Source organism: Pseudomonas sp. W4I3 (assembly GCF_030816195.1).
Taxonomy (GTDB): Bacteria; Pseudomonadota; Gammaproteobacteria; order Pseudomonadales; family Pseudomonadaceae; genus Aquipseudomonas.
Map to the genome: position 1 here is coordinate 1,070,603 of NZ_JAUSXS010000001.1, position 22,854 is coordinate 1,093,456.

The 22,854-nt window shown below is 61.9% G+C and carries 16 protein-coding genes and 2 pseudogenes; 17 read left to right on the forward strand and 1 reads right to left on the reverse strand.

What is annotated here, in order from left to right; genetic code table 11:
• The first annotated feature begins 27 nt into the window (after positions 1-27).
• Entirely contained in the window at positions 28-597 is a 570-nt protein-coding gene (locus QF045_RS04765) for a lipocalin family protein (protein ID WP_306491252.1), read from the forward strand.
• A 43-nt stretch (positions 598-640) separates the two neighbouring features.
• On the opposite strand, the gene QF045_RS04770 is transcribed toward QF045_RS04765, so the two are convergent.
• Positions 641-2,005: a formimidoylglutamate deiminase gene (locus QF045_RS04770; protein ID WP_306491253.1), complete on the reverse strand. Its 1,365-nt coding sequence runs from the start codon at positions 2,003-2,005 to the stop codon at positions 641-643.
• A 147-nt stretch (positions 2,006-2,152) separates the two neighbouring features.
• On the opposite strand from QF045_RS04770, the gene hutC reads away from it, so the two are divergent.
• The 16 genes and pseudogenes from hutC to mdoH form a co-directional block, all read left to right on the forward strand.
• Positions 2,153-2,863: a histidine utilization repressor gene (gene hutC, locus QF045_RS04775; RefSeq protein ID WP_173668614.1), complete on the forward strand. Its 711-nt coding sequence runs from the start codon at positions 2,153-2,155 to the stop codon at positions 2,861-2,863.
• Positions 2,860-3,420 (forward strand): HutD family protein, encoded by a 561-nt coding sequence (locus QF045_RS04780; RefSeq protein WP_306491255.1) that lies wholly within the window; start codon positions 2,860-2,862, stop codon positions 3,418-3,420. Before hutC ends, QF045_RS04780 begins: the two co-directional genes overlap by 4 nt.
• A 340-nt stretch (positions 3,421-3,760) precedes the next feature.
• A complete protein-coding gene (gene hutU, locus QF045_RS04785) occupies positions 3,761-5,431 on the forward strand; it encodes a urocanate hydratase (RefSeq protein ID WP_306491256.1) in 1,671 nt (556 codons plus the stop codon).
• Positions 5,432-5,572: 141 nt separating this feature from the next.
• Complete coding sequence (locus QF045_RS04790) at positions 5,573-7,033, forward strand: cytosine permease (RefSeq protein WP_306491257.1); 1,461 nt, start codon at positions 5,573-5,575, stop codon at positions 7,031-7,033.
• Positions 7,034-7,101: 68 nt separating this feature from the next.
• Entirely contained in the window at positions 7,102-8,067 is a 966-nt protein-coding gene (locus QF045_RS04795; RefSeq protein ID WP_306491258.1) for an ABC transporter substrate-binding protein, read from the forward strand.
• Between the two features lie 71 nt (positions 8,068-8,138).
• Positions 8,139-8,990, forward strand: coding sequence for a proline/glycine betaine ABC transporter permease (locus QF045_RS04800; protein ID WP_057724462.1), 852 nt, complete (start codon positions 8,139-8,141; stop codon positions 8,988-8,990).
• Positions 8,987-9,811, forward strand: a complete 825-nt coding sequence (locus QF045_RS04805; RefSeq protein WP_167662987.1) for a glycine betaine/L-proline ABC transporter ATP-binding protein — start codon at positions 8,987-8,989, stop codon at positions 9,809-9,811. The genes QF045_RS04800 and QF045_RS04805 overlap by 4 nt, the downstream gene beginning before the upstream one ends.
• Positions 9,812-9,977: 166 nt before the next feature.
• Positions 9,978-11,486, forward strand: a complete 1,509-nt coding sequence (hutH, locus tag QF045_RS04810; protein WP_306491259.1) for a histidine ammonia-lyase — start codon at positions 9,978-9,980, stop codon at positions 11,484-11,486.
• A gap of 39 nt (positions 11,487-11,525) precedes the next feature.
• Positions 11,526-13,058 (forward strand): histidine ammonia-lyase, encoded by a 1,533-nt coding sequence (gene hutH, locus QF045_RS04815; protein ID WP_306491260.1) that lies wholly within the window; start codon positions 11,526-11,528, stop codon positions 13,056-13,058.
• A gap of 161 nt (positions 13,059-13,219) precedes the next feature.
• Positions 13,220-14,629 carry an amino acid permease gene (locus QF045_RS04825; RefSeq protein ID WP_306491261.1) on the forward strand — a complete coding sequence of 470 codons (1,410 nt, stop codon included), beginning with the start codon at positions 13,220-13,222 and terminating at the stop codon, positions 14,627-14,629.
• A gap of 15 nt (positions 14,630-14,644) precedes the next feature.
• Positions 14,645-15,850, forward strand: coding sequence for an imidazolonepropionase (gene hutI / locus QF045_RS04830; protein ID WP_306491262.1), 1,206 nt, complete (start codon positions 14,645-14,647; stop codon positions 15,848-15,850).
• An 11-nt stretch (positions 15,851-15,861) separates the two neighbouring features.
• A complete protein-coding gene (hutG, locus tag QF045_RS04835; protein WP_306491263.1) occupies positions 15,862-16,662 on the forward strand; it encodes an N-formylglutamate deformylase in 801 nt (266 codons plus the stop codon).
• A gap of 121 nt (positions 16,663-16,783) precedes the next feature.
• Positions 16,784-17,755: a prolyl aminopeptidase gene (gene pip / locus QF045_RS04840; RefSeq protein WP_306491264.1), complete on the forward strand. Its 972-nt coding sequence runs from the start codon at positions 16,784-16,786 to the stop codon at positions 17,753-17,755.
• A complete protein-coding gene (gene dtd, locus QF045_RS04845; protein WP_306491265.1) occupies positions 17,752-18,189 on the forward strand; it encodes a D-aminoacyl-tRNA deacylase in 438 nt (145 codons plus the stop codon). Before pip ends, dtd begins: the two co-directional genes overlap by 4 nt.
• 266 nt (positions 18,190-18,455) lie before the next feature.
• Positions 18,456-20,208, forward strand: a pseudogene (locus tag QF045_RS04850) (glucan biosynthesis protein G).
• A pseudogene (gene mdoH / locus QF045_RS04855) lies at positions 20,201-22,773 on the forward strand (glucans biosynthesis glucosyltransferase MdoH); the annotation flags it as partial. The pseudogenes QF045_RS04850 and mdoH, both read left to right, overlap by 8 nt.
• Positions 22,774-22,854: the final 81 nt, after the last annotated feature.

Below are 22,854 nucleotides of genomic sequence, written 5' to 3' on the forward strand. Positions count from 1 at the left end.
GGGGCGCGAGCCTGCGGGAGAAGAAGAATGATGCGTTTTGTTGTGTTCCTTTGCGCCAGCCTGTTTTTGGCAGGCTGCGCCAGCCATTCTGGCGATGATCTGCAACCCAAGACCGCGAGCAACGTCAACCTCAAGCGTTACCAGGGCACCTGGTATGAGTTGGCCCGTTTGCCGATGTACTTCCAGCGCAACTGCGCACAATCCGAAGCGCGCTACACCTTGCTGCCCGATGGCAACATGTCAGTGTTCAACCGCTGCCTGACGCCTGAGTGGAAATGGCAGGAAGCCAAAGGCACCGCCACGCCGCAGGTGCCGGGCAAGACCGACAAGCTCTGGGTCGAATTCGATAACTGGTTTACGTCGCTACTGCCGGGCGTCGCCAAGGGCGATTATTGGGTGCTGTATGTCAGCGATGACTACAAGACCGCCATCGTCGGCAGCCCGAGCCGACGTTATATGTGGATCCTGTCGCGCACGCCGACGGTAAGCGCCGATACCCGTGAAGACCTGCTGAGCCGAGCGCGACAGCAGGGGTATGACACCACTCGCTTGATCTGGCGCACGTCGGACAAGCAGATGGCCAAGACTTCGCAGTAACTGAATCTCCAAATGCGGGAGGGGCTTGCCCCTCCCACATTTTTTAACCGAGTAAGTTTCTCAAGACTTGAGTGAATGCCCGGCCGCTTTCTTCCTCGCCAGCATGATGCCCATCCCGCACCACCCACTGGCCGTTGACCAGCACGTCGCGCACTTGCCGATCACCGCCGGCAAACAACCAACGGTTGAGGATCCCGTCCTCGCTGGCGGTCGCCAGGTACGGATCGTTACCGTCCAGCACGATCCAATCCGCGCGCTTGCCCACTTCCAGACGTCCCACCGGCTGACCCAAGGCTTGTGCGCCACCGTCCAGCGCCGCATCGAACAGCGTGCGGCCCACCATCGGCTGATCATGGCGATACAGACGATTACGCCGCTGATCGCGCAGACGCTGGCCATATTCCAGCCAACGCAATTCTTCCACCACGCTCAATGACACATGGCTGTCGGACCCAATGCCCATGCGTCCACCCTGGGCAAGAAAATCCACGGCCGGGAAAATCCCGTCGCCCAGGTTGGCCTCGGTGGTCAGGCACAAACCGGCAATTGCGCGGCTTTTGGCCATGCGCGTGACCTCATCGGCGTCGGCATGGGTGGCATGCACCAGGCACCAGCGCTCATCCACGTCAACGTTGTCATACAGCCATTGCAACGGGCGTTTGCCGCTCCAGGCCAGGCAGTCGTCGACTTCTTTTTGCTGTTCGGCAATGTGGATGTGCACCGGACACGCCTTATCGCTGGCGGCCAGCACTTCCTTGATCTGCTCGGGTGTGACCGCGCGCAGGGAGTGGAAACACAGGCCCAACTGCTGCGCAGGTTGTGCGGCGAGCAGCGGCTGCAAGCGCGCCTGCAGCTCCAGATAATTTTCGGTGCTGTTGATAAACCGGCGCTGCCCGTCGTTGGGCGCCTGGCCACCGAAACCCGAATGCGTGTAAAGCACCGGCAGCAACGTCAAGCCGATTCCGCTGCTGGCGGCTGCCTGGCTGATCTGTTGCGACAGCTCCGTGCGGTCGGCATAGGGCTGGCCGCTGACGTCGTGGTGCACATAGTGAAACTCGGCCACCGAGGTGTAGCCGGCCTTGAGCATCTCGATGTACAGCTGGCGGGCGATGACCTGCAACTGTTCCGGGTTGATCTTGCCGACCATGCGGTACATCAGGTCACGCCAGGTCCAGAAGCTGTCGTTCGGATTACCCGCCACTTCCGCCAATCCGGCCATGGCGCGCTGGAATGCATGGGAGTGCAGGTTAGGCATACCGGCCAATACCGGACCTCTGAGCCGTTCGGCGCCGTCTGCGCTGGCGTTGGCCGCAACCTGTGTCAGCACCCCATCGGCGCAGACTTCAAGACGTACATCATTGGCCCATCCATCAGGCAGCAGCGCGCGTTCGGCAAAGAAAGCGGACATGATCAAGGCACCCCGGTCGTGTGTTTATTTGTATATACATATACAGACGTTTGCCTGCTCGGTAAACTCCGGCAATCTATGCATCTTTTCCCCCTGCAAGGATTCCCTGTGCTGACTCCGCCTGCCAAGTCTTCGCTGGCTGCCCACATGGACGAAAGTCCGGCGCCCTTGTATGCCCGCGTCAAACAGATGATCAGCCAGCAGATCCTCAACGGCAACTGGCCGCCCCATTACCGCGTACCGTCGGAGAGTGAACTGGTCAGCCAGTTGGGCTTCAGCCGCATGACCATCAATCGCGCGCTGCGCGAGCTCACCGCTGAAGGCTTGTTGGTGCGCATGCAAGGCGTCGGTACGTTCGTCGCCGAGCCCAAGAGTCAATCGGCGCTGTTTGAAGTGCACAACATTGCCGATGAGATCGCCTCCCGTGGCCATCGGCACACGTGTCAAGTCATCACGCTGGGCGAAGAAGCGGCCGGCTCGGAACGGGCCGTCGCGCTGGAAATGCGCGAAGGCGGGCGGGTGTTCCACTCGCTGATCGTGCATTTCGAAAACGACATTCCGGTGCAGATCGAAGACCGGTTCGTCAACGCCCTGGTTGCGCCGGAATACCTACAGCAGGACTTTACCCAGCAAACGCCCTATGCCTACCTCAACCAGGTCGCACCGCTGACTGAGGGCGAGCATGTGGTTGAAGCGATCCTCGCCGATGCCGCCGAGTGCAAGCTGTTGCAGATCGAGCCGAGCGAGCCGTGCCTGTTGATTCGTCGGCGCACCTGGTCTGGTCGCCAGCCGGTGACAGCCGCACGCCTGATTCACCCCGGTTCCCGGCACAGCCTTGAAGGACGCTTCAGCAAATGAGTTCAGTCAACGTCTGGCGCGCCGCCGACTACGTGCGCATGCCGTGGAAGAACGGCGGCGGCAGTACCGAAGAGATCACCCGTGACGCGGGCACCGGCCTGGACGGTTTCGGCTGGCGTCTGTCGATTGCCGATATCGCCGAGTCAGGGGGGTTTTCCACCTTCGCCGGTTACCAGCGCGTGATTACGGTGATCAAGGGCGCGGGCATGGTGTTGACCGTAGATGGCGAGGAGCAGCGTGGTTTGTTACCGCTGCAACCCTTCGCATTCAAGGGTGACAGCCAGGTGTCATGCCGCTTGATCACCGGACCGATCCGCGATTTCAATCTGATTTTCTCGCCCCAGCGTTATCACGCACGGTTGCAGTGGATGGATGGCGTGCAGCAGTTTTTCAGCACGGCGCAGACCGTGTTGGTGTTCAGCGTGGCCGATGAAGTGAAAGTGCTGGACCAGAAACTCGGTCATCACGACTGCCTGCAGGTGGACGGTAACACCGGCCTGCTGGACATCTCGGTCAGCGGCCGCTGCTGCGTCATCGAACTGACCCAGCGCGGTTAAATGTCGGAGGGGGCAAGCCCCCTCCCACATGTGTTATGTGCTGCTCATAAAAGCTGTTTCCAACTCGCGCACCAAATTGTTACCGAATGCCCCAGTGCGGCGCAAAGCCACGCTGTCGTGACAAACCTCCCACGCTGTAAAACTCCTCTGTAAGAAATTTCATCATCCTTCGAAGCCTTAATTTTCTAGGCTCGCACGTGTTTTCCAAAAAAAATCGAACGCACGCTTAGCGAGTTGGCCGCCCGATTGCATATGCTTGTACATACAAGTAAAGATGTGTGCGTAAGACTCTCCTTCGCACCATCCATGTTCGCGCGTCGATCGCCGAGGAGTCCTAGCTGTGACCAAGCCTACAAAATACCGTGACGTCGAAATCCGCGCCGCCCGCGGTAACAAGCTCACCGCCAAAAGCTGGCTGACTGAAGCGCCGCTGCGCATGCTGATGAACAACCTCGACCCGCAAGTGGCCGAGAACCCGAAAGAGTTGGTGGTGTACGGCGGTATCGGCCGCGCCGCGCGCAACTGGGAGTGCTACGACCAGATCGTCGAGAGCCTTACCAATCTGAACGACGATGAAACCCTGCTGGTGCAATCCGGCAAGCCGGTCGGCGTGTTCAAGACCCACAGCAATGCGCCGCGCGTGCTGATCGCCAACTCCAACCTGGTGCCGCACTGGGCCAGTTGGGAACACTTCAACGAACTGGATGCCAAGGGCCTGGCCATGTACGGCCAGATGACCGCCGGCAGCTGGATCTACATCGGCAGCCAGGGCATCGTGCAGGGCACTTACGAAACCTTCGTCGAAGCCGGCCGCCAGCATTACAACAGCGACCTCACTGGCCGCTGGGTGCTCACCGCAGGCCTGGGCGGCATGGGTGGCGCGCAGCCACTGGCCGCAACTCTGGCGGGCGCCTGCTCGCTGAATATCGAGTGCCAGCAGGTCAGCATCGACTTCCGCCTGAACAGCCGCTACGTCGACGAGCAGGCCGCCGACCTTGATGACGCCCTGGCGCGCATCGCCAAGTACACCCAGGAAGGCAAGGCGATCTCCATCGCGCTGCTGGGTAACGCGGCCGAAATTCTGCCGGAACTGGTCAAGCGTGGCGTGCGCCCGGACATGGTCACCGACCAGACCAGCGCCCATGACCCGCTCAACGGCTACCTGCCGGCCGGCTGGACCTGGGACGAGTACCGCGCCCGCGCCAAGACCGAACCCGCCGCCGTGATCAAGGCCGCCAAGCAGTCGATGGCCGTGCACGTCAAAGCCATGCTCGAGTTCCAGAAGCAAGGCATCCCGACCTTCGACTACGGTAACAACATTCGCCAGATGGCCCAGGAAGAGGGCGTGGAAAACGCGTTCGATTTCCCTGGCTTCGTACCGGCCTACATCCGCCCACTGTTCTGCCGTGGCATCGGCCCGTTCCGCTGGGCTGCGCTGTCGGGCGACCCGCAAGACATCTACAAGACCGACGCCAAAGTCAAAGAGCTGATCCCCGACGACGCCCACTTGCACAACTGGTTGGACATGGCGCGCGAGCGCATCAGCTTCCAGGGCTTGCCGGCGCGTATCTGCTGGGTAGGCCTGGGCCAGCGCGCCAAGCTCGGCCTGGCGTTCAATGAAATGGTGCGCAGCGGTGAGCTGTCCGCCCCCGTGGTTATTGGTCGTGATCACCTCGATTCCGGCTCGGTAGCCAGCCCGAACCGTGAAACCGAAGCCATGCAGGACGGCTCCGACGCCGTGTCCGACTGGCCGCTGCTCAACGCCTTGCTCAACACCGCGAGCGGCGCGACCTGGGTTTCGCTGCACCACGGCGGCGGCGTCGGCATGGGCTTCTCGCAGCACTCGGGCATGGTGATCGTGTGTGACGGCACCGACGAAGCGGCCGAGCGTATTGCGCGGGTGCTGCATAACGACCCGGCGACGGGGGTGATGCGCCATGCGGATGCCGGTTACCAGATCGCTATCGATTGCGCCAAGGAACAGGGCCTCAACCTGCCAATGATCAAGTAATAAATGTGGGAGGGGGCTTGCTCCCGATGGCGGTGTATCAGCTAAAAAATCAGTGACTGATCCGCCGCTATCGGGGGCAAGCCCCCTCCCACATTTGATTGGCGTAGCACCTAAAAACAATCCATCAGAGGTTGAACACACATGGCTGCAAACGACACCACCCCGTTGATCGAAAGGCGTTCGATCGACTACATCCCGGAAGCGGAAAGACACGGTCGTCTATTGAGCCAGTTCACCCTGTGGCTGGGTGCCAACCTGCAGATCACCGCCATTGTCACCGGGGCCCTGGCCGTGGTGCTGGGCGGGGATGTGTTCTGGTCGTTGATCGGTCTGTTGATCGGTCAATTGCTGGGCGGCGGGGTGATGGCGTTGCACGCGGCGCAGGGGCCCAAGCTTGGCCTGCCGCAGATGATTTCCAGCCGAGTGCAGTTCGGCGTGTATGGCGCGGCCATCCCGATCGTGCTGGTGTGCCTGATGTACCTGGGTTTCACCGCAACCGGCACGGTATTGTCCGGGCAGGCGCTGGGCCAGTTGTTCGGGGTCAGCGACAGCGTCGGCATCCTGATTTTCGCCAGTGTCATCGTGCTGGTCACGGTGCTCGGTTATCGGGTGATCCACTTTATCGGTCGCGTCGCCAGCGTCATTGGCGTGATCGCCTTCGTCTACCTGTTCAGCCGCTTGATGGGCCAGGCTGATATTGGTGCACTGCTGCAGATCCGCCATTTCAGCTGGAGCAGCTTCTTGCTCGCGGTCTCGCTGGCGGCTTCCTGGCAGATCGCGTTCGGGCCCTATGTGGCGGACTACTCACGTTACTTGCCGAGCAACACCTCCTCGGTGAAAACCTTTCTGGCCGCTGGCGCAGGCTCGGTCATCGGCGCGCAGGTGGCGATGATTCTCGGTGTGTTTGCCGCCGCCATGGCCAACGGGCAATTCGCCGGGCACGAAGTGGCCTATATCGTCGGGCTGAGCGGCAGCGGCGCCGCGGCCGCGTTGCTGTACTTCAGCATCGCGTTCGGCAAGGTCACGATTTCCACGCTGAATTCCTACGGCAGCTTCATGTGCATTGCCACCATCATCAGCGGCTTCCAGGGCCACCTGCGGGTATCGCGGATGCAGCGCCTGCTGTTCGTACTGGCGATCGTCGGCACGGCCACCTTGATCGCGCTGCTCGGCCAGCACTCGTTCCTGGGTGCGTTCAAGTCGTTCATCCTGTTTCTGCTGGCGTTCTTCACGCCCTGGAGCGCGATCAACCTGGTGGACTACTACTGCATCACCCGCGAGCGCTATGACGTGCCGGCGCTGGCCGATCCCAAAGGTCGCTATGGCCGCTGGAACCCTCTGGGCATCAGCGTCTATGTGTTCGGTGTGCTGGTGCAACTGCCGTTCATCTCCACCAAGTTCTATACCGGCCCATTGGTGGAAACCCTGGGGGGCGTGGACATCTCCTGGATCATCGGCCTGGTGTTGCCGGCGGCCCTGTATTACCTGTGCGCGAAAAAATGGCACGGCACGATGCCCGATCAACTGATCCTGCCGGTCGAGCAGGACAGCGTTGTACCCACGCCAACAAGCGGGACCGGTCGCGCTGCGGCGCAGGCCTGACGGGACGTGGACAAGGCAGGATGCCTTTTGACTGCCGTAATCCATTTCATGATTGGGAGCGTCACACAATGAAAATGCATAAGACTCTGCTGACCCCGTTGCTTTGCGCTGGCTTGCTGGCAAGCGCCGGCGCCCAGGCGGCCGGCTGGTGCGAATCCGGTAAGCCGGTGAAGTTCGCCGGGTTGAACTGGGAAAGCGGCATGTTGCTCACCGACATCCTGCAAACCGTGCTGGAAAAAGGCTACGACTGCAAAACCGACAGCCTGCCGGGCAACTCCATCACCATGGAAAACGCCCTGAGCAGTAACGACATCCAGGTGTTTGCCGAAGAGTGGGTCGGGCGCAGCGAGGTCTGGAACAAGGCCGAGAAGGCCGGCAAGGTCGTCGGCGTTGGCGCCCCTGTCGTGGGCGCTATCGAAGGCTGGTACGTGCCGCGCTACGTGATCGAAGGCGATGCCAAGCGCAAGCTGGAAGCCAAGGCCCCGGACCTGAAAAATATTGCGGACCTGGCCAAGTACGCCGCGGTGTTCAAGGATCAGGAAGAGCCGTCCAAGGGCCGCTTCTACAATTGCCCGGCCGGCTGGACCTGCGAACTGGACAACAGTGAAATGCTGAAAAGCTACGGCTTGGAGAGCACTTACACCAACTTCCGCCCCGGCACCGGCCCGGCGCTGGATGCGGCAGTTCTGTCGAGCTACAAGCGCGGCGAGCCGATCCTGTTCTACTACTGGTCGCCGACGCCACTGATGGGCCAGGTCGACCTGGTCAAGCTCGAAGAAAAACCGGGTGTGGATAAAAGCGTGAGCATCAAGGTCGGCCTGTCCAAGGCCTTCCACGAGCAAGCGCCGGAACTGGTGGCCGTGCTGGAAAAGGTCAACCTGCCCATCGACCTGCTGAATCAGAACCTCGGCCGCATGGCCAAAGAGCGAATCGAGTCGCCGAAACTGGCGAAAATTTTCCTCAAGGAACATCCTGAAGTCTGGCACGCCTGGGTGAGCGACGACGCAGCCAAGAAAATCGACGCGGCCTTGTAGGTCAAGCGTGTCCGGCTACCCTCAGGGGCAGCCGGACGCCTGGCCTCAACCCATTGGATCGAGAGCACGCTATGTTTCCTGAGAGTTTTACGTTTTCCATCGCCGACTGGGTCAACGGTTGGGTGGACTCGCTGGTCACCAACTACGGCGACGTGTTCCGGCACATTTCCGACACCCTGCTATGGGCCATCGTCAACCTGGAAGGCCTGCTGCGCGCCGCCCCTTGGTGGCTGATGCTGGCCATCGTTGGCGTCATCGCCTGGCACGCCACCCGCAAGGTGGTGACCACGGTCGTGATCGTCGGTTTGCTGTTCCTCGTCGGCGCGGTTGGCCTGTGGGACAAACTGATGCAGACCCTGGCGCTGATGATGGTCGCCACGGTGATTTCGGTGCTGATCGGGATCCCGTTGGGCATCCTTTCCGCGCGCAGCAATCGCTTGCGTTCGGTGCTGATGCCGTTGCTCGACATCATGCAAACCATGCCCAGCTTCGTGTACCTGATCCCGGTGCTGATGCTGTTCGGCCTGGGCAAGGTACCGGCGATTTTTGCCACGGTCATTTACGCCGCGCCGCCGCTGATTCGCCTGACTGACCTGGGCATCCGCCAGGTCGACGGCGAAGTCATGGAGGCCATCAACGCCTTCGGCGCCAACCGCTGGCAGCAGCTGTTCGGCGTGCAACTGCCGTTGGCGCTGCCGAGCATCATGGCGGGTATCAACCAGACCACCATGATGGCGTTGTCGATGGTGGTGATCGCCTCGATGATCGGCGCCCGAGGCTTGGGTGAAGACGTGCTCGTCGGCATCCAGACCCTCAACGTCGGCCGCGGCCTCGAAGCCGGGTTGGCGATCGTGATTCTCGCCGTGGTCATCGACCGCATTACCCAGGCCTATGGTCGTCCACGGCATGAGGCGAGCAAATGACTACCGTCAGCAAAATCGAAGTCAAAAACGTGTTCAAGATATTCGGCAACCGCTCCAAGGAAGCGCTGGCGCTGATTGGCCAGGGCAAGACCAAGGACCAGGTGCTGGCCGAGACCGGTTGTGTAGTCGGCGTGAACGACCTGTCGCTGAGCATCGCCACCGGTGAGATTTTCGTGATCATGGGCCTGTCGGGCTCCGGCAAATCCACCCTGGTGCGTCACTTCAACCGCCTGATCGACCCCACCAGCGGCGCGATCCTGGTCGACGGTGAAGACATCCTGCAACTGGACATGGAAGCCCTGCGCCAATTCCGTCGCCACAAGATCAGCATGGTGTTCCAGAGCTTCGGCCTGTTGCCCCACAAGAGCGTGCTCGACAACGTCGCCTATGGCCTGAAGGTGCGCGGCGAAACCAAGCAGGTCTGCGCCGAACGCGCCCTGCACTGGATCGAAACCGTGGGCCTGAAGGGCTATGAAAACAAATACCCGCACCAGCTCTCCGGCGGCATGCGCCAGCGCGTCGGCCTGGCCCGCGCGTTGGCGGCGGACACCGACATCATCCTGATGGACGAAGCGTTCAGCGCCCTTGACCCGCTGATCCGCGCCGAGATGCAGGACCAGTTGCTCGAACTGCAAAAGACCCTGCACAAGACCATCGTGTTCATCACCCACGACCTCGACGAGGCGGTGCGCATTGGTAACCGCATTGCGATCCTCAAGGACGGCAAGTTGATCCAGGTCGGCACGCCGCGAGAAATCCTGCATTCGCCGGCGGATGAGTACGTGGACCGGTTCGTTCAGCGGCGGGCGGCGGTGGTTTGACGGGCGCCATCGGGAGCAAGCCCCCTCCCACAGTGGAATGCATTCCAAATCAGGAAGGGGCAGGGGTCATACCCCATTCACAGGGGGAATGCATTCCAGATGTGGGAGGGGGCTTGCCCCCGATGAGGCCGGCAAAGCTGCACAAGAATTGGAAGAAGGTATGAACATGTCCCAGGCAACAAACATCACCCTCGCCGATACGCCATTGCGCTGGCAGGACGTGGTCGCCGTCGCTCGCCACGGCGCAGTGCTCGAACTGTCGGGCCACGCCTGGGCGCGCATCGACAATGCCCAGGCCATCGTGCAGTGCATCGTCGCCAGCGGCGAGCGCGCCTATGGCGTGAACACCGGCCTGGGCGCGCTGTGCAATGTATCGCTCAAGGGCGATCAACTGAGCCAGTTGTCGCGCAACACTTTGCTGAGCCACGCCTGCGGTGTCGGCCCGGTACTGAGCGATGAGCAGACCCGCGCGGTTATCTGCGCCGCCATCATCAACTACAGCCACGGCAAATCCGGCGTGCATCCGCAAGTAGTGCGGGCGCTGCTGGCGCTGCTCAACCACGGCATCACGCCCCAAGTACCGTCCCAGGGTTCGGTCGGTTACCTGACCCACATGGCCCATGTCGGCGTGGCGCTGCTTGGCGTCGGCAACGTCAGCTATCGCGGCCAGGTGGTGCCGGCGCAAGCGGCACTGGCCGCCGAAGGTTTGCAGCCGGTGGTACTCGGCGCCAAGGATGGCCTGTGCCTGGTCAACGGTACGCCGTGCATGACCGGCCTGAGCTGCCTGGCCCTGGCCGATGCGCACCACTTGCTGGAATGGGCCGATGTGATCGGTGCCATGAGCTTCGAAGCCCAGCGCGGCCAGATCGATGCGTTCGACGCAGAGATCATCGCCCTCAAGCCCCATGCGGGCATGCAGCACGTCGGCCGGCGCCTGCGCGCCTTGCTCGACGGCAGTGAAGTGATCGCCAGCAGCCACGGCATTCGCACCCAGGACGCCTTGAGCCTGCGCTCGATCCCGCAGATCCACGGCGCGGCGCGTGATCAGCTGGAGCACGCGACTCGTCAGATCGAGACCGAACTCAACAGCGTCACGGACAACCCGCTGGTGCTCGGCACCCCGCAGCATTACCGCGTGGTGTCCCAGGCCAACCCCCACGGGCAGTCGGTGGCGCTGGCCGCCGACCTGCTCGCCATCGCCATGGCCGAAATCGGCTCGGTGGCCGAACGCCGCCTGGACCGCCTGATCAACCCGCACGTCAGCGGCCTGCCGGCGTTCCTGGTGAGCAACCCCGGGGTCAACTCCGGAATGATGATCGTGCAGTACGTCGCTGCGTCGTTGTGCGGGCAAAACCGCCAATTGGCGCAACCGGCGGTGCTCGACAATTTCGTCACCTCGGGCCTGCAGGAAGACCACCTGAGCATGGGCACCAACGCCGCGCTCAAGCTGCACCAGGTACTGACCAACGTTACCCAGATTCTGGCCATCGAATACTTGCTGGCAGCCCAGGCGTTCGAGTTCCTCAAGGACCAGCGCTTCGGCGCCGGCACCGACCGCGCCTGGCGCTTGCTGCGCGAGAAGGTACCGGCCTATGAGCAGGACCGCTGGCTGGCGCCGGACATCGCGGCGGCGGCCGATCTGCTCAAGCACACCGCATCACCGAACGTGCACTGAATACCTATTCAAAAAGAACAATTCACAAGGAGAACGAATGTGACTGCGCTAAACCTGATTCCAGGCCAACTGAGCCTCGCCCAACTGCGGGCCATCTACCAGCAGCCGGTAACCCTCAGTCTGGATGACAGCGCCACGGCGCAGATCGACGCCAGTGTGGCCTGTGTGGAGCAGATTCTCGCCGAGAACCGCACCGCGTATGGCATCAACACCGGTTTCGGCCTGCTGGCCTCGACCCGTATCGCCAGTGAAGACCTGGAAAATCTCCAGCGTTCCCTGGTGCTGTCCCACGCCGCCGGTGTGGGTGAGCCGATCAGCGATGCGCTGGTGCGGCTGGTCATGGTGCTCAAGGTCAACAGCCTGAGCCGTGGGTTCTCCGGGATCCGTCGGCAAGTGATCGACGCGCTGATCGCCCTGATCAACGCCGAGGTGTATCCGCATATTCCGCTCAAGGGCTCGGTCGGTGCGTCCGGTGACCTGGCGCCGCTGGCCCATATGTCCCTGGTGCTGCTGGGCGAAGGCAAGGCACGTTACAAAGGCCAATGGCTCTCGGCAACCGACGCGCTGAAGGTCGCTGGCCTCACGCCGCTGACCCTCGCCGCCAAGGAGGGCCTGGCCTTGCTCAACGGCACCCAGGTGTCCACCGCCTACGCCTTGCGCGGCCTGTTCGAAGGCGAAGACCTGTTCGCCGGCGCCCTTGCCTGCGGTGCCCTGACCGTGGAAGCGGTGCTCGGCTCGCGCTCGCCGTTCGACGCACGGATTCACGCCGCACGCGGCCAGCGTGGGCAGATCGATGCGGCGGCGGCCTATCGTGACCTGCTCGGCGAAAGCAGCCAGGTGTCCCAATCGCACCAGAACTGCGACAAGGTCCAAGACCCGTACTCCCTGCGCTGCCAGCCGCAAGTGATGGGGGCCTGCCTGACCCAGTTCCGCCAGGCCGCTGAAGTGCTGGTGGTGGAAGCCAACGCGGTTTCGGATAACCCGCTGGTGTTCGCCGCTGAAGGCGATGTGATTTCCGGCGGTAACTTTCACGCCGAGCCTGTGGCCATGGCCGCAGACAACATGGCCCTGGCCATCGCCGAAATCGGCTCGCTCAGTGAGCGCCGTATCTCGTTGATGATGGACAAGCACATGTCGCAATTGCCGCCGTTCCTGGTGGGCAATGGCGGGGTCAACTCCGGTTTCATGATCGCCCAGGTGACAGCCGCGGCGCTCGCCAGCGAGAACAAGGCGCTGGCCCATCCCCATAGCGTCGACAGCCTGCCGACGTCGGCTAACCAGGAAGACCATGTGTCCATGGCTCCGGCCGCGGGCAAGCGCCTGTGGGAAATGGCCGAGAACACCCGGGGTGTGCTCGCGGTGGAGTGGCTCGCCGCCTGCCAGGGCCTGGACCTGCGCGACGGCTTGAAAACCTCGTCGAAGCTGGAAAAAGCCCGTGGGCTGCTGCGCGACAAGGTAGCGTTCTACGAGAAAGACCGCTTCTTCGCCCCGGACATCAACGCCGCCAGCGAACTGCTCGCCAGCCGCTGCCTGAATGAGCTGGTGCCGGCCAAGTTGCTGCCAAGCCTGTAACCCACCGCCGCCCCATTGTAGGAGCGAGCTTGCTCGCGAAAATCGCCAACGCTGACGCGACGAACCTGACACCCCTCGGCGCTCTCAGGTTTTTCGCGAGCAAGCTCGCTCCTACAGGAGATGTCGATTTTTTCTCAGGATAAAAATAATAGGGACGAGAAATGCACCAGCAAGAAACAGGTTTGAAACGCGGGCTCAACGCCCGACATATTCGCTTCATGGCCCTCGGTTCCGCGATCGGGACCGGGCTGTTCTACGGTTCTGCCTCAGCCATCCAGATGGCCGGCCCCGCCGTGCTGCTGGCCTACCTGATCGGCGGCGCCGCAGTATTCATGGTGATGCGCGCCCTCGGCGAAATGGCCGTGCACAACCCCGTATCCGGCTCCTTTGGCCACTACGCCAGCACCTACCTGGGGCCGATGGCCGGGTTTATCCTCGGCTGGACCTACGCGTTTGAAATGATCATCGTCTGCCTCGCCGACGTCACCGCGTTCGGTATCTACATGGGCTTCTGGTTTCCCGAGGTGGCACGTTGGGTCTGGGTGCTCGGCATTGTGTTTCTGATCGGCGGCCTGAACCTGTGCAACGTCAAAGTGTTTGGCGAGATGGAGTTCTGGCTGTCGCTGCTCAAGGTCGGGGCCATTGTCGCGATGATCCTCGGCGGTTTCGGCATCATGCTGTTCGGTATTCATTCGGCCGGTGAAAACCAGGCCGCTGGCTTGAGCAATCTGTGGGCGCACGGCGGTTTCATGCCCAACGGCATTGGCGGCCTGATCGCGTCCTTCGCCGTGGTGATGTTTGCCTTCGGCGGCATCGAAATCATCGGTATCACCGCCGGCGAAGCCAAGGATCCGCAGCGCGTGATTCCCAAGGCGATCAACGCCGTGCCGCTGCGCATCCTGCTGTTCTACGTGCTGACCCTGTTTGTGCTGATGGCGATCTACCCGTGGCCGCAGATTGGCAGCCAGGGCAGCCCGTTCGTGCAGATCTTCAGTAACCTGGGTATCGGCTCGGCGGCGACCATCCTCAATATCGTGGTGATCTCGGCGGCGGTATCGGCCATCAACAGCGACATTTTTGGCGCCGGTCGCATGATGTACGGCCTGGCCCAGCAAGGGCAGGCGCCCAGGGGGTTCGCGCAGTTGTCCAGGCATGGCGTGCCGTGGATGACCGTGTTGGTGATGGGCGCCGCGTTGCTGGGCGGTGTGGTGCTCAACTACCTGATCCCGGAAAACGTGTTCCTGCTGATCGCGTCGATCGCCACCTTCGCCACCGTGTGGGTGTGGCTGATGATCCTGTTTACCCAGGTCGCCATGCGCCGCTCGATGACCAAGGCGCAAGTGGCCGAGCTGAAATTCCCGGTGCCGTTCTGGCCCTATGCGCCGGCTGCGGCCATTGTGTTCATGCTGTTTGTGTTTGGCGTGCTCGGTTACTTCCCCGACACCCAGGCGGCCTTGATGGTCGGTGCGGTATGGATCGTGCTGCTGGTCGTTGCCTACCTGCTGTGGGTCAAACCCGCTGCCGGGCAAGCGGCCAAGGTCCATTACGAACCGGCTTTGTCTCATCGATAACTTAGGGAGGCGTTGATGAAAACCCTTTGGCAACACTGCCACGTCGCAACCATGGCTCATGGCAAATACTCGATCATCGAGGACGCGGCCATAGTCACCGCCGGTTCGCTCATCGAGTGGATCGGCCCGCGCAGCCAGGTGCCGACGGCGGACTACACCCAGGTGCATGACCTGCAAGGCGCGTGGGTCACCCCCGGGCTGATCGACTGCCACACCCACACGGTGTTCGGCGGTAACCGCAGCGGCGAATTCGAACAGCGTCTGGAAGGCGTCAGCTATGCGGACATCGCGGCCAAGGGCGGCGGGATTGCCAGCACCGTGCGCGCTACCCGTGCGGCGACCGAAGACGAACTGTTTTTCAGCGCGGAAAAGCGCCTGCGCAGTCTGTTGCGCGACGGTGTGACCACGGTCGAGATCAAGTCCGGCTACGGCCTGGACCTGGCCAACGAACGCAAGATGCTGCGCGTGGCGCGCCGCCTTGGGCAAGCGCTGCCGGTAAGCGTGCGCGCCACCTGCCTGGCGGCCCATGCGTTACCGCCGGAGTACCAGGACCGCGCCGATGACTATATCGAGCACATCTGCAACGAGATGCTGCCGGCCCTGGCCGCTGAGGGGTTGGTGGACGCGGTGGATGCGTTCTGTGAATACCTGGCGTTTTCCACCGAGCAGGTGGAGCGCGTGTTCAAAGTCGCCCAAAAACTCGGCCTGCCGGTGAAATTGCACGCCGAGCAATTGTCTTCCCTGCATGGCTCCAGCTTGGCAGCACGCTACCACGCGTTGTCGGCGGACCATCTGGAATTCATGACCGAAGAGGACGCCATCGCCATGGCCGCAGCCGGCACCGTCGCCGTGTTGCTGCCGGGCGCTTTCTACTTCCTGCGCGAAACCCAGCTGCCGCCGATGGAAGCCCTGCGCAAGCACGGCGTGAAGATAGCGATCGCCAGCGACCTCAACCCTGGCACCTCGCCAGCGCTGTCGGTGCGCCTGATGCTGAACATGGCCTGCACCCTGTTCCGCATGACCCCCGAAGAGGCCCTCGCCGGCGCCACGCAACATGCGGCCACAGCGCTGGGCATGGGCGATACCCATGGCTCCCTGGAAGTGGGCAAGGTCGCGGATTTTGTCGCCTGGCAGATCGATCGTCCTGCCGACCTGGCCTATTGGCTGGGCGGCGAGCTGGATAAACGCGTCGTGCGCCACGGCGTCGACGTCACTGTATAAGGAGTCGCGTTGTGGATAAGGTTCTGACATTCAAACAAGGCAACACACCGCTGCTGATCAGCATGCCCCACGCCGGCCTGCGGCTGGCGCCTGCGGTGCAGGCCGGGTTGATCCCCGAAGCGCAAAGCCTGCCCGACACCGACTGGCACATCCCGACCCTGTACGACTTTGCCGAAGAGCTCGGCGCCAGCACCCTGGCGGCGGAGTATTCGCGGTTTGTCATCGACCTGAACCGACCGTCGGATAACAAGCCGCTCTACGCGGGTGCCACCACCGGCCTGTATCCCGAGACGCTGTTCGATGGCGTGCCGTTGTTCCGAGAAGGGCAGACACCGTCCGAAGCCGAGCGCGCGAGCTACCTGCAGAAGATCTGGGGGCCGTATCACCGCACACTGCAGGAGGAGCTTGCCCGCCTCAAAGCCGAGTTCGGCTACGCGTTGCTGTTCGACGCCCATTCGATCCGCTCGGTGATCCCGCACCTGTTCGACGGCAAATTGCCTGACTTCAACCTCGGCACCTTCAACGGCGCCGCGTGCGATCCAGCATTGGCCAGCCAGCTTGAAGCCATCTGCGCCCAGCACCCGCACTACACCCATGTGCTGAACGGGCGCTTCAAGGGCGGCCACATAACCCGGCACTACGGTAACCCGGCGCAGGATATTCATGCGGTGCAGTTGGAGTTGTGCCAGAGCACTTATATGGAAGAGTTCGAGCCGTTCCGGTACCGCCCCGACCTCGCGGAGCCGACGCAGGGGGTGTTGAAACAATTGCTGCAAGCTCTGCTGGCGTGGGGGCAAACGCATTATCGATAAAGGCTGACCCCGGTCTACGCGCTCAAGGACATGCTCATTGCACAATTCGGGTTTATGATGCCAGACGGCAGAATAATAGACGTCCCCCCTGGGATGAACCCGACACCCTACGGAGCGCGCAATGCAGACTTGGTACCCGCAGATCAAACCCTACGCCCGGCACGATCTGGCAGTCGATGATGTTCACACCCTGTACGTCGATGAAAGCGGCTCCCCCGAGGGCCTGCCTGTGGTTTTCATCCATGGCGGCCCCGGCTCCGGTTGTGATGCGCAGAGCCGTTGCTACTTCGATCCGAACCTGTACCGCATCGTCACCTTTGACCAACGCGGTTGCGGGCGCTCCACGCCCCGCGCCAGTCTGGAAAACAACACCACCTGGGACCTGGTCGCCGACCTTGAGCGCATCCGCGAGCACCTGGGCATCGACAAATGGGTGCTGTTCGGCGGCTCCTGGGGTTCGACATTGTCCCTGGCGTATGCGCAAACCCACCCCGAGCGCGTGCATGGCTTGATCGTGCGCGGCATCTTCCTGGCCCGCCCGCAGGACATCAAATGGTTCTACCAGGAGGGCGCGAGCCGCCTGTTCCCGGATTACTGGCAGGACTACCTGGCGCCGATTCCTGTGGAGGAGCGTCACGACATGATCACGGCCTACCACAAGCGCCTCACCGGCAACGACCAGATCGCCCAGATGCACGCGGCCAAGGCCTGGTCCGGTTGGGAAGGGCGCATGCTGGGCCTGTGCCCGAGCCCGCAGCACGTCGAGCGCTTCTCCGAGCCACAGCGTGCGCTGTCGATTGCCCGCATCGAGTGTCATTACTTCACCAATGACTCGTTCCTTGAACCCAACCAGCTGATTCGCGACATGCACAAGATCGCCCATCTGCCTGGGGTCATCATCCACGGCCGCTACGATATGATTTGCACGCTGGATAACGCCTGGGAGCTGCATCAGGCCTGGCCCAACAGTGAATTGCAGGTGATCCGCGAGGCCGGGCATGCTGCGTCCGAGCCTGGCATTACCGATGCGCTGGTACGCGCAACCGGCGAAATGGCACGACGCCTGCTTGATTTACCGCCTGAAGAAGCATGAAGGGCCTGTTGCAGCGGGTGCGAGGCGCCCGGGTCGAGGTGGCTGGCGAAGTAGTGGGGGCGATTGAACAGGGTTTGCTGGTGCTGGTGGCCGTGGAACCTACAGATACGCCCGAGAGCGCCGATAAACTGCTGCATAAGCTGCTTAACTATCGGGTGTTCAGCGACGATGAGGGCAAGATGAACCTGTCGTTGAAAGACATCGGCGGCGGTTTGCTGCTGGTGTCGCAGTTCACCCTGGCGGCGGACACCAAGAGCGGACTGCGACCAAGCTTCTCCACCGCGGCTGCGCCTGCTCTGGGAGCGGCGCTTTTTGAGCACTTGTTGTTACAAGCGCAACAATTGCATGGCAAGGTGGCATCAGGGCGTTTTGGCGCGGATATGCAGGTGCATTTGGTCAATGATGGCCCTGTGACCTTCCTCTTGCAGACCTGAATGTATGAAAAACGACGTTAATGCCTAAAAACGCAGGGTTTCGCTACAAATACTTCGTTGTCCCTGATGCGTTGTCTCGCGGGCTACTAGATAATCGCGCGCTACGGGGATCAGCGTTGTTTGGTCCATTTTTGACTTAGGTAGAGACTTGTCCGATAGCCAGTGGGGAATCATTTTGCCCCTGGGGAGTCGGAACAATGCTCGCCAACCTGGCATATAGATAGCTGGCCGTTGGTTTTTTGATCTGTTTTCGGCGAGGGTTGCTCGTGATTGTTAGTCCCTGTAATGCACCAAAATTGTCTGCCAAACGGTTACGAAACGCACTGGTGACGGGCTCTGCCCTGTTTTGCCTGTTCGGCGCGGGTCAACTGTGGGCATTCAGTCTGGACGATGTGTCGGCCAAGGCAAAAGAGCTGGCTGGGCAGAAGTACGAAGCTCCGCGCAGCAATCTGCCGAACGAATTCCGCGAAATGAAATTCGCTGACTACCAGAAGATTCGTTTCCGCAATGAAAAAGCCGAATGGGCCGATCAGAACACCCCGTTCAAGCTGTCCTTCTATCACCAGGGTATGCACTTCGATACACCGGTGAAGATCAATGAAGTCACCGCTGACAGCGTCCAGGAAATCAAGTACGACCCCAATCGCTTCGATTTCGGCGACGTAAAGTTTGATCCCAAAGCCACCGAACAGCTGGGTTATGCCGGCTTCCGTGTGCTGTTCCCGATCAACAAGGCTGACAAGCAAGACGAAATCATGACCATGCTCGGCGCCAGCTATTTCCGCGTCGTTGGCAAGGATCAGGTGTATGGCTTGTCGGCCCGTGGCATGGCAATCGACACCGCGCTGCCGTCCGGCGAAGAATTCCCGCGTTTCACCGAGTTCTGGATCGAGCGTCCGAAGCCTGGCGACAAGCACCTGGTGATTTTCGCCCTGCTCGATTCGCCACGTGCGACAGGCGCCTACCGCCTGATCCTGCGTCCGGGCACCGACACCGTGGTGGACGTCAAATCCCAGATGTACCTGCGCGACAAGGTCAGCAAGCTGGGCGTGGCCCCGTTGACCTCGATGTACCTGTTCGGCGCCAACCAGCCGTCCAAGGTCCTCAACTACCGTCGTGAACTGCATGATTCGAGCGGCCTGTCGATCCATGCCGGCAATGGCGAGTGGATCTGGCGCCCGTTGAACAACCCTAAACACCTGTCGGTCAGCAACTTCAGCGTCGAAAACCCACGTGGGTTCGGCCTGCTGCAACGTGGTCGCAACTTCAGCCACTATGAAGACCTGGACGACAACTACGACAAGCGCCCGAGCGCCTGGATCGAACCTGAAGGCGACTGGGGCAAGGGCAGCGTCGACCTGGTTGAGATTCCGACCGCTGACGAAACCAACGACAACATCGTTGCCTTCTGGAGCCCGGCCGAACTGCCGGAGGTCGGCAAGCCGCTGGACGTGTCCTACCGCCTGCACTGGACGCTGGACGATGCTGCCTTCCATTCGCCGGACAGCGCCTGGGTCAAGCAGACCCTGCGTTCCACGGGTGACGTCAAGCAATCGAACCTGATCCGTCAGCCGGACGGCACCGTGGCTTACCTGGTGGACTTCGAGGGCCCGGCCCTGAAGAAACTGCTGCCGGACGCCCCGGTGCGCAGCCAGGTAAGTGTTGGCGACAATCGCCGAGCTGGTTGAAAACAGCGTGCGCTACAACGAGCACACCAAAGGCTGGCGCCTGACCCTGCGCATGAAGATCAAGGATGCGAGCAAGCCGACTGAAATGCGTGCCGCGCTGGTGCAGGAGATTGCACAGGCCGAGCCTGAGCAGGTTTCGACCCATGTGCTCAAGGCTGACAAGGTCTTGGCCAAGCAACACGAGAAGCAGGCCAAGAAAGACGCCAAAGAGGCGAAGGACAAGGACGCCAAGCAGCCAGAAGCCGCACCGGCCCCTGTCACGCCGGAGCCGGCCAAGACCGAACAAGTCCTGACCGAAACCTGGAGCTACCAGTTGCCTGCCGATGAGTAATTCACAAGCCAAGCCAGAAACTCTGTCCGAGTACCTGGCACACCTCCCCATGACGGCTGAGCAGCGCGCCGAGCTGGCGGGCTGCAGCTCCTTCAGCGAGTTGCACGAACGCCTGTCGTCCGCCACCTTCGATGCACCTGTCGACGCTGCCCAAGCGTCGGTGGGCCGCAGGCTCACCCTGAGCACCGCCGAAGAACTGCAGGACGCCGAAATGCTGGCGCTCGACGCCAGCGGTCGCGTGTGCCTCAAGGCCACGCCGCCGATTCGTCGCACCAAGGTCGTGCCCGAGCCGTGGCGTACCAACATCCTGGTACGCGGCTGGCGCCGGATGACCGGGCGTACCAACCCGCCGAAGCCGCCGAAGGACGAGCGGGTACTGCCGGCTGCGCGCTGGCGTACCGTGGGCTCGATCCGCCGCTATATCCTGCTGGTGCTGATGCTGGGCCAGACCATCGTGGCCGGCTGGTACATGAAAGGCATCATGCCGTACCAGGGCTGGTCGCTGGTCGACTTCGACGAAATCCGCAACCAGACCCTGCTGCAAACCGCGACCCAAGTCCTGCCTTACGCCCTGCAGACCAGCATCCTGATCATGTTCGGGATTCTGTTCTGCTGGGTGTCGGCCGGTTTCTGGACTGCGCTCATGGGCTTCCTCGAACTGCTGACCGGTCATGATAAATACCGGATCTCCGGTAAAAGTGCCGGCGATGAGCCGATTCCGAAGGATGCGCGCACCGCGCTGGTGATGCCTATCTGTAACGAAGACGTACCCCGGGTATTTGCCGGTTTGCGCGCAACGTTCGAATCGGTGGCCGCCACCGGTGACCTGGATCGCTTCGACTTCTTCGTGCTCAGCGACAGTAATGAAGCCGATATCTGCATTGCCGAACAGCAAGCCTGGCTCGACGTGTGCCGCGAAGCCGGTGGTTTCGGCAGGATTTTCTATCGCCGCCGTCGCCGTCGCGTCAAACGCAAGAGCGGTAACCTCGACGACTTCTGCCGTCGCTGGGGGGGTGACTACAAGTACATGGTGGTGCTCGACGCCGACAGCGTGATGAGCGGCGAATGCCTGACCAGCCTGGTGCGCCTGATGGAAGCCACGCCGGATGCCGGGATTATCCAGACCGCGCCACGTGCGTCGGGCATGGATACCCTGTATGCGCGCATGCAGCAGTTCGCCACCCGCGTCTACGGCCCGCTGTTCACTGCCGGTCTGCACTTCTGGCAGTTGGGTGAATCCCACTATTGGGGCCACAACGCAATCATCCGCATGAAGCCGTTTATCGAGCACTGCGCCCTGGCGCCGTTGCCAGGCAAGGGCGCGTTTGCCGGTGCGATCCTCTCCCACGACTTCGTTGAAGCAGCGCTGATGCGCCGTGCCGGCTGGGGCGTGTGGATTGCCTACGACCTGCCGGGCAGCTACGAAGAACTGCCGCCGAACCTGCTCGACGAGCTCAAGCGTGACCGTCGCTGGTGCCACGGTAACCTGATGAACTTCCGCCTGTTCCTGGTCAAGGGCATGCACCCGGTGCACCGTGCGGTGTTCCTGACCGGCGTGATGTCCTACCTGTCGGCGCCGTTGTGGTTCTTCTTCCTGGTGTTGTCCACGGCGTTGCTGGCGGTGAACACCCTGATGGAGCCGCAGTACTTCATGGCGCCGCGCCAGTTGTACCCGCTGTGGCCACAATGGCACCCGGACAAGGCGGTGGCGCTGTTCTCCACCACCATCGTGCTGCTGTTCCTGCCTAAACTGCTCAGCATCATCCTGATCTGGGCCAAGGGCGCGAAAGAGTTCGGCGGCAAGTTCAAGGTGACCCTGTCGATGCTGCTGGAGATGCTGTTCTCCATGCTGCTGGCGCCGGTGCGCATGATCTTCCACACCCGTTTCGTACTGGCCGCGTTCCTCGGCTGGGCCGCGACCTGGAACTCGCCGCAGCGCGACGACGACTCCACTCCCTGGAGCGAAGCGGTCAAGCGCCACGGTCCGCAGACCCTGCTGGGCTTCTTGTGGGCCTTGCTGGTGGTGTGGCTGAACCCGAGCTTCCTGTGGTGGCTGATCCCGATCGTCGGTTCGCTGATGCTGTCGATTCCGGTGTCGGTGATTTCCAGTCGGGTCAAGTTGGGCCTCAAGTCCCGCGACGAGAGCCTGTTCCTGATTCCGGAGGAATACAATCCGCCGCAGGCGTTGCTGTCGACTGAGAAGTACACCCACGAAAACCGTTGGCATGCGCTCAATGACGGCTTCGTGCGTTCGGTGGTCGACCCGCAGCAGAACGCCCTGGCCTGCGCCCTGGCGACCTCGCGTCACCGCGAGGCAGAGCCGATCGAGTACCTGCGTGGGGAGCGTGTTCGCCACGCGTTGAAGGTCGGCCCGGCCGGCCTCAACAACAGCGAACGCCTGGCCTTGCTCAGCGATCCAGTGGCCCTGGCGCGCTTGCATGAGCAAGTGTGGAGCGAAGGCCACGCCGAGTGGCTGGATGCTTGGCGTGCTTCGATCAAGGCTGATCCGCACGCACCATTGCTGCCATTGCAACCGCAGTCGTCCCAGGCTCAACCGGCCTGATTCAGACACCCCCGAGGGCTCACCTCGGGGGTGTTGCAGACGCTGGTCCTACAGCGTTTCGCGCCCCTTCCTTTCTTCGCTAA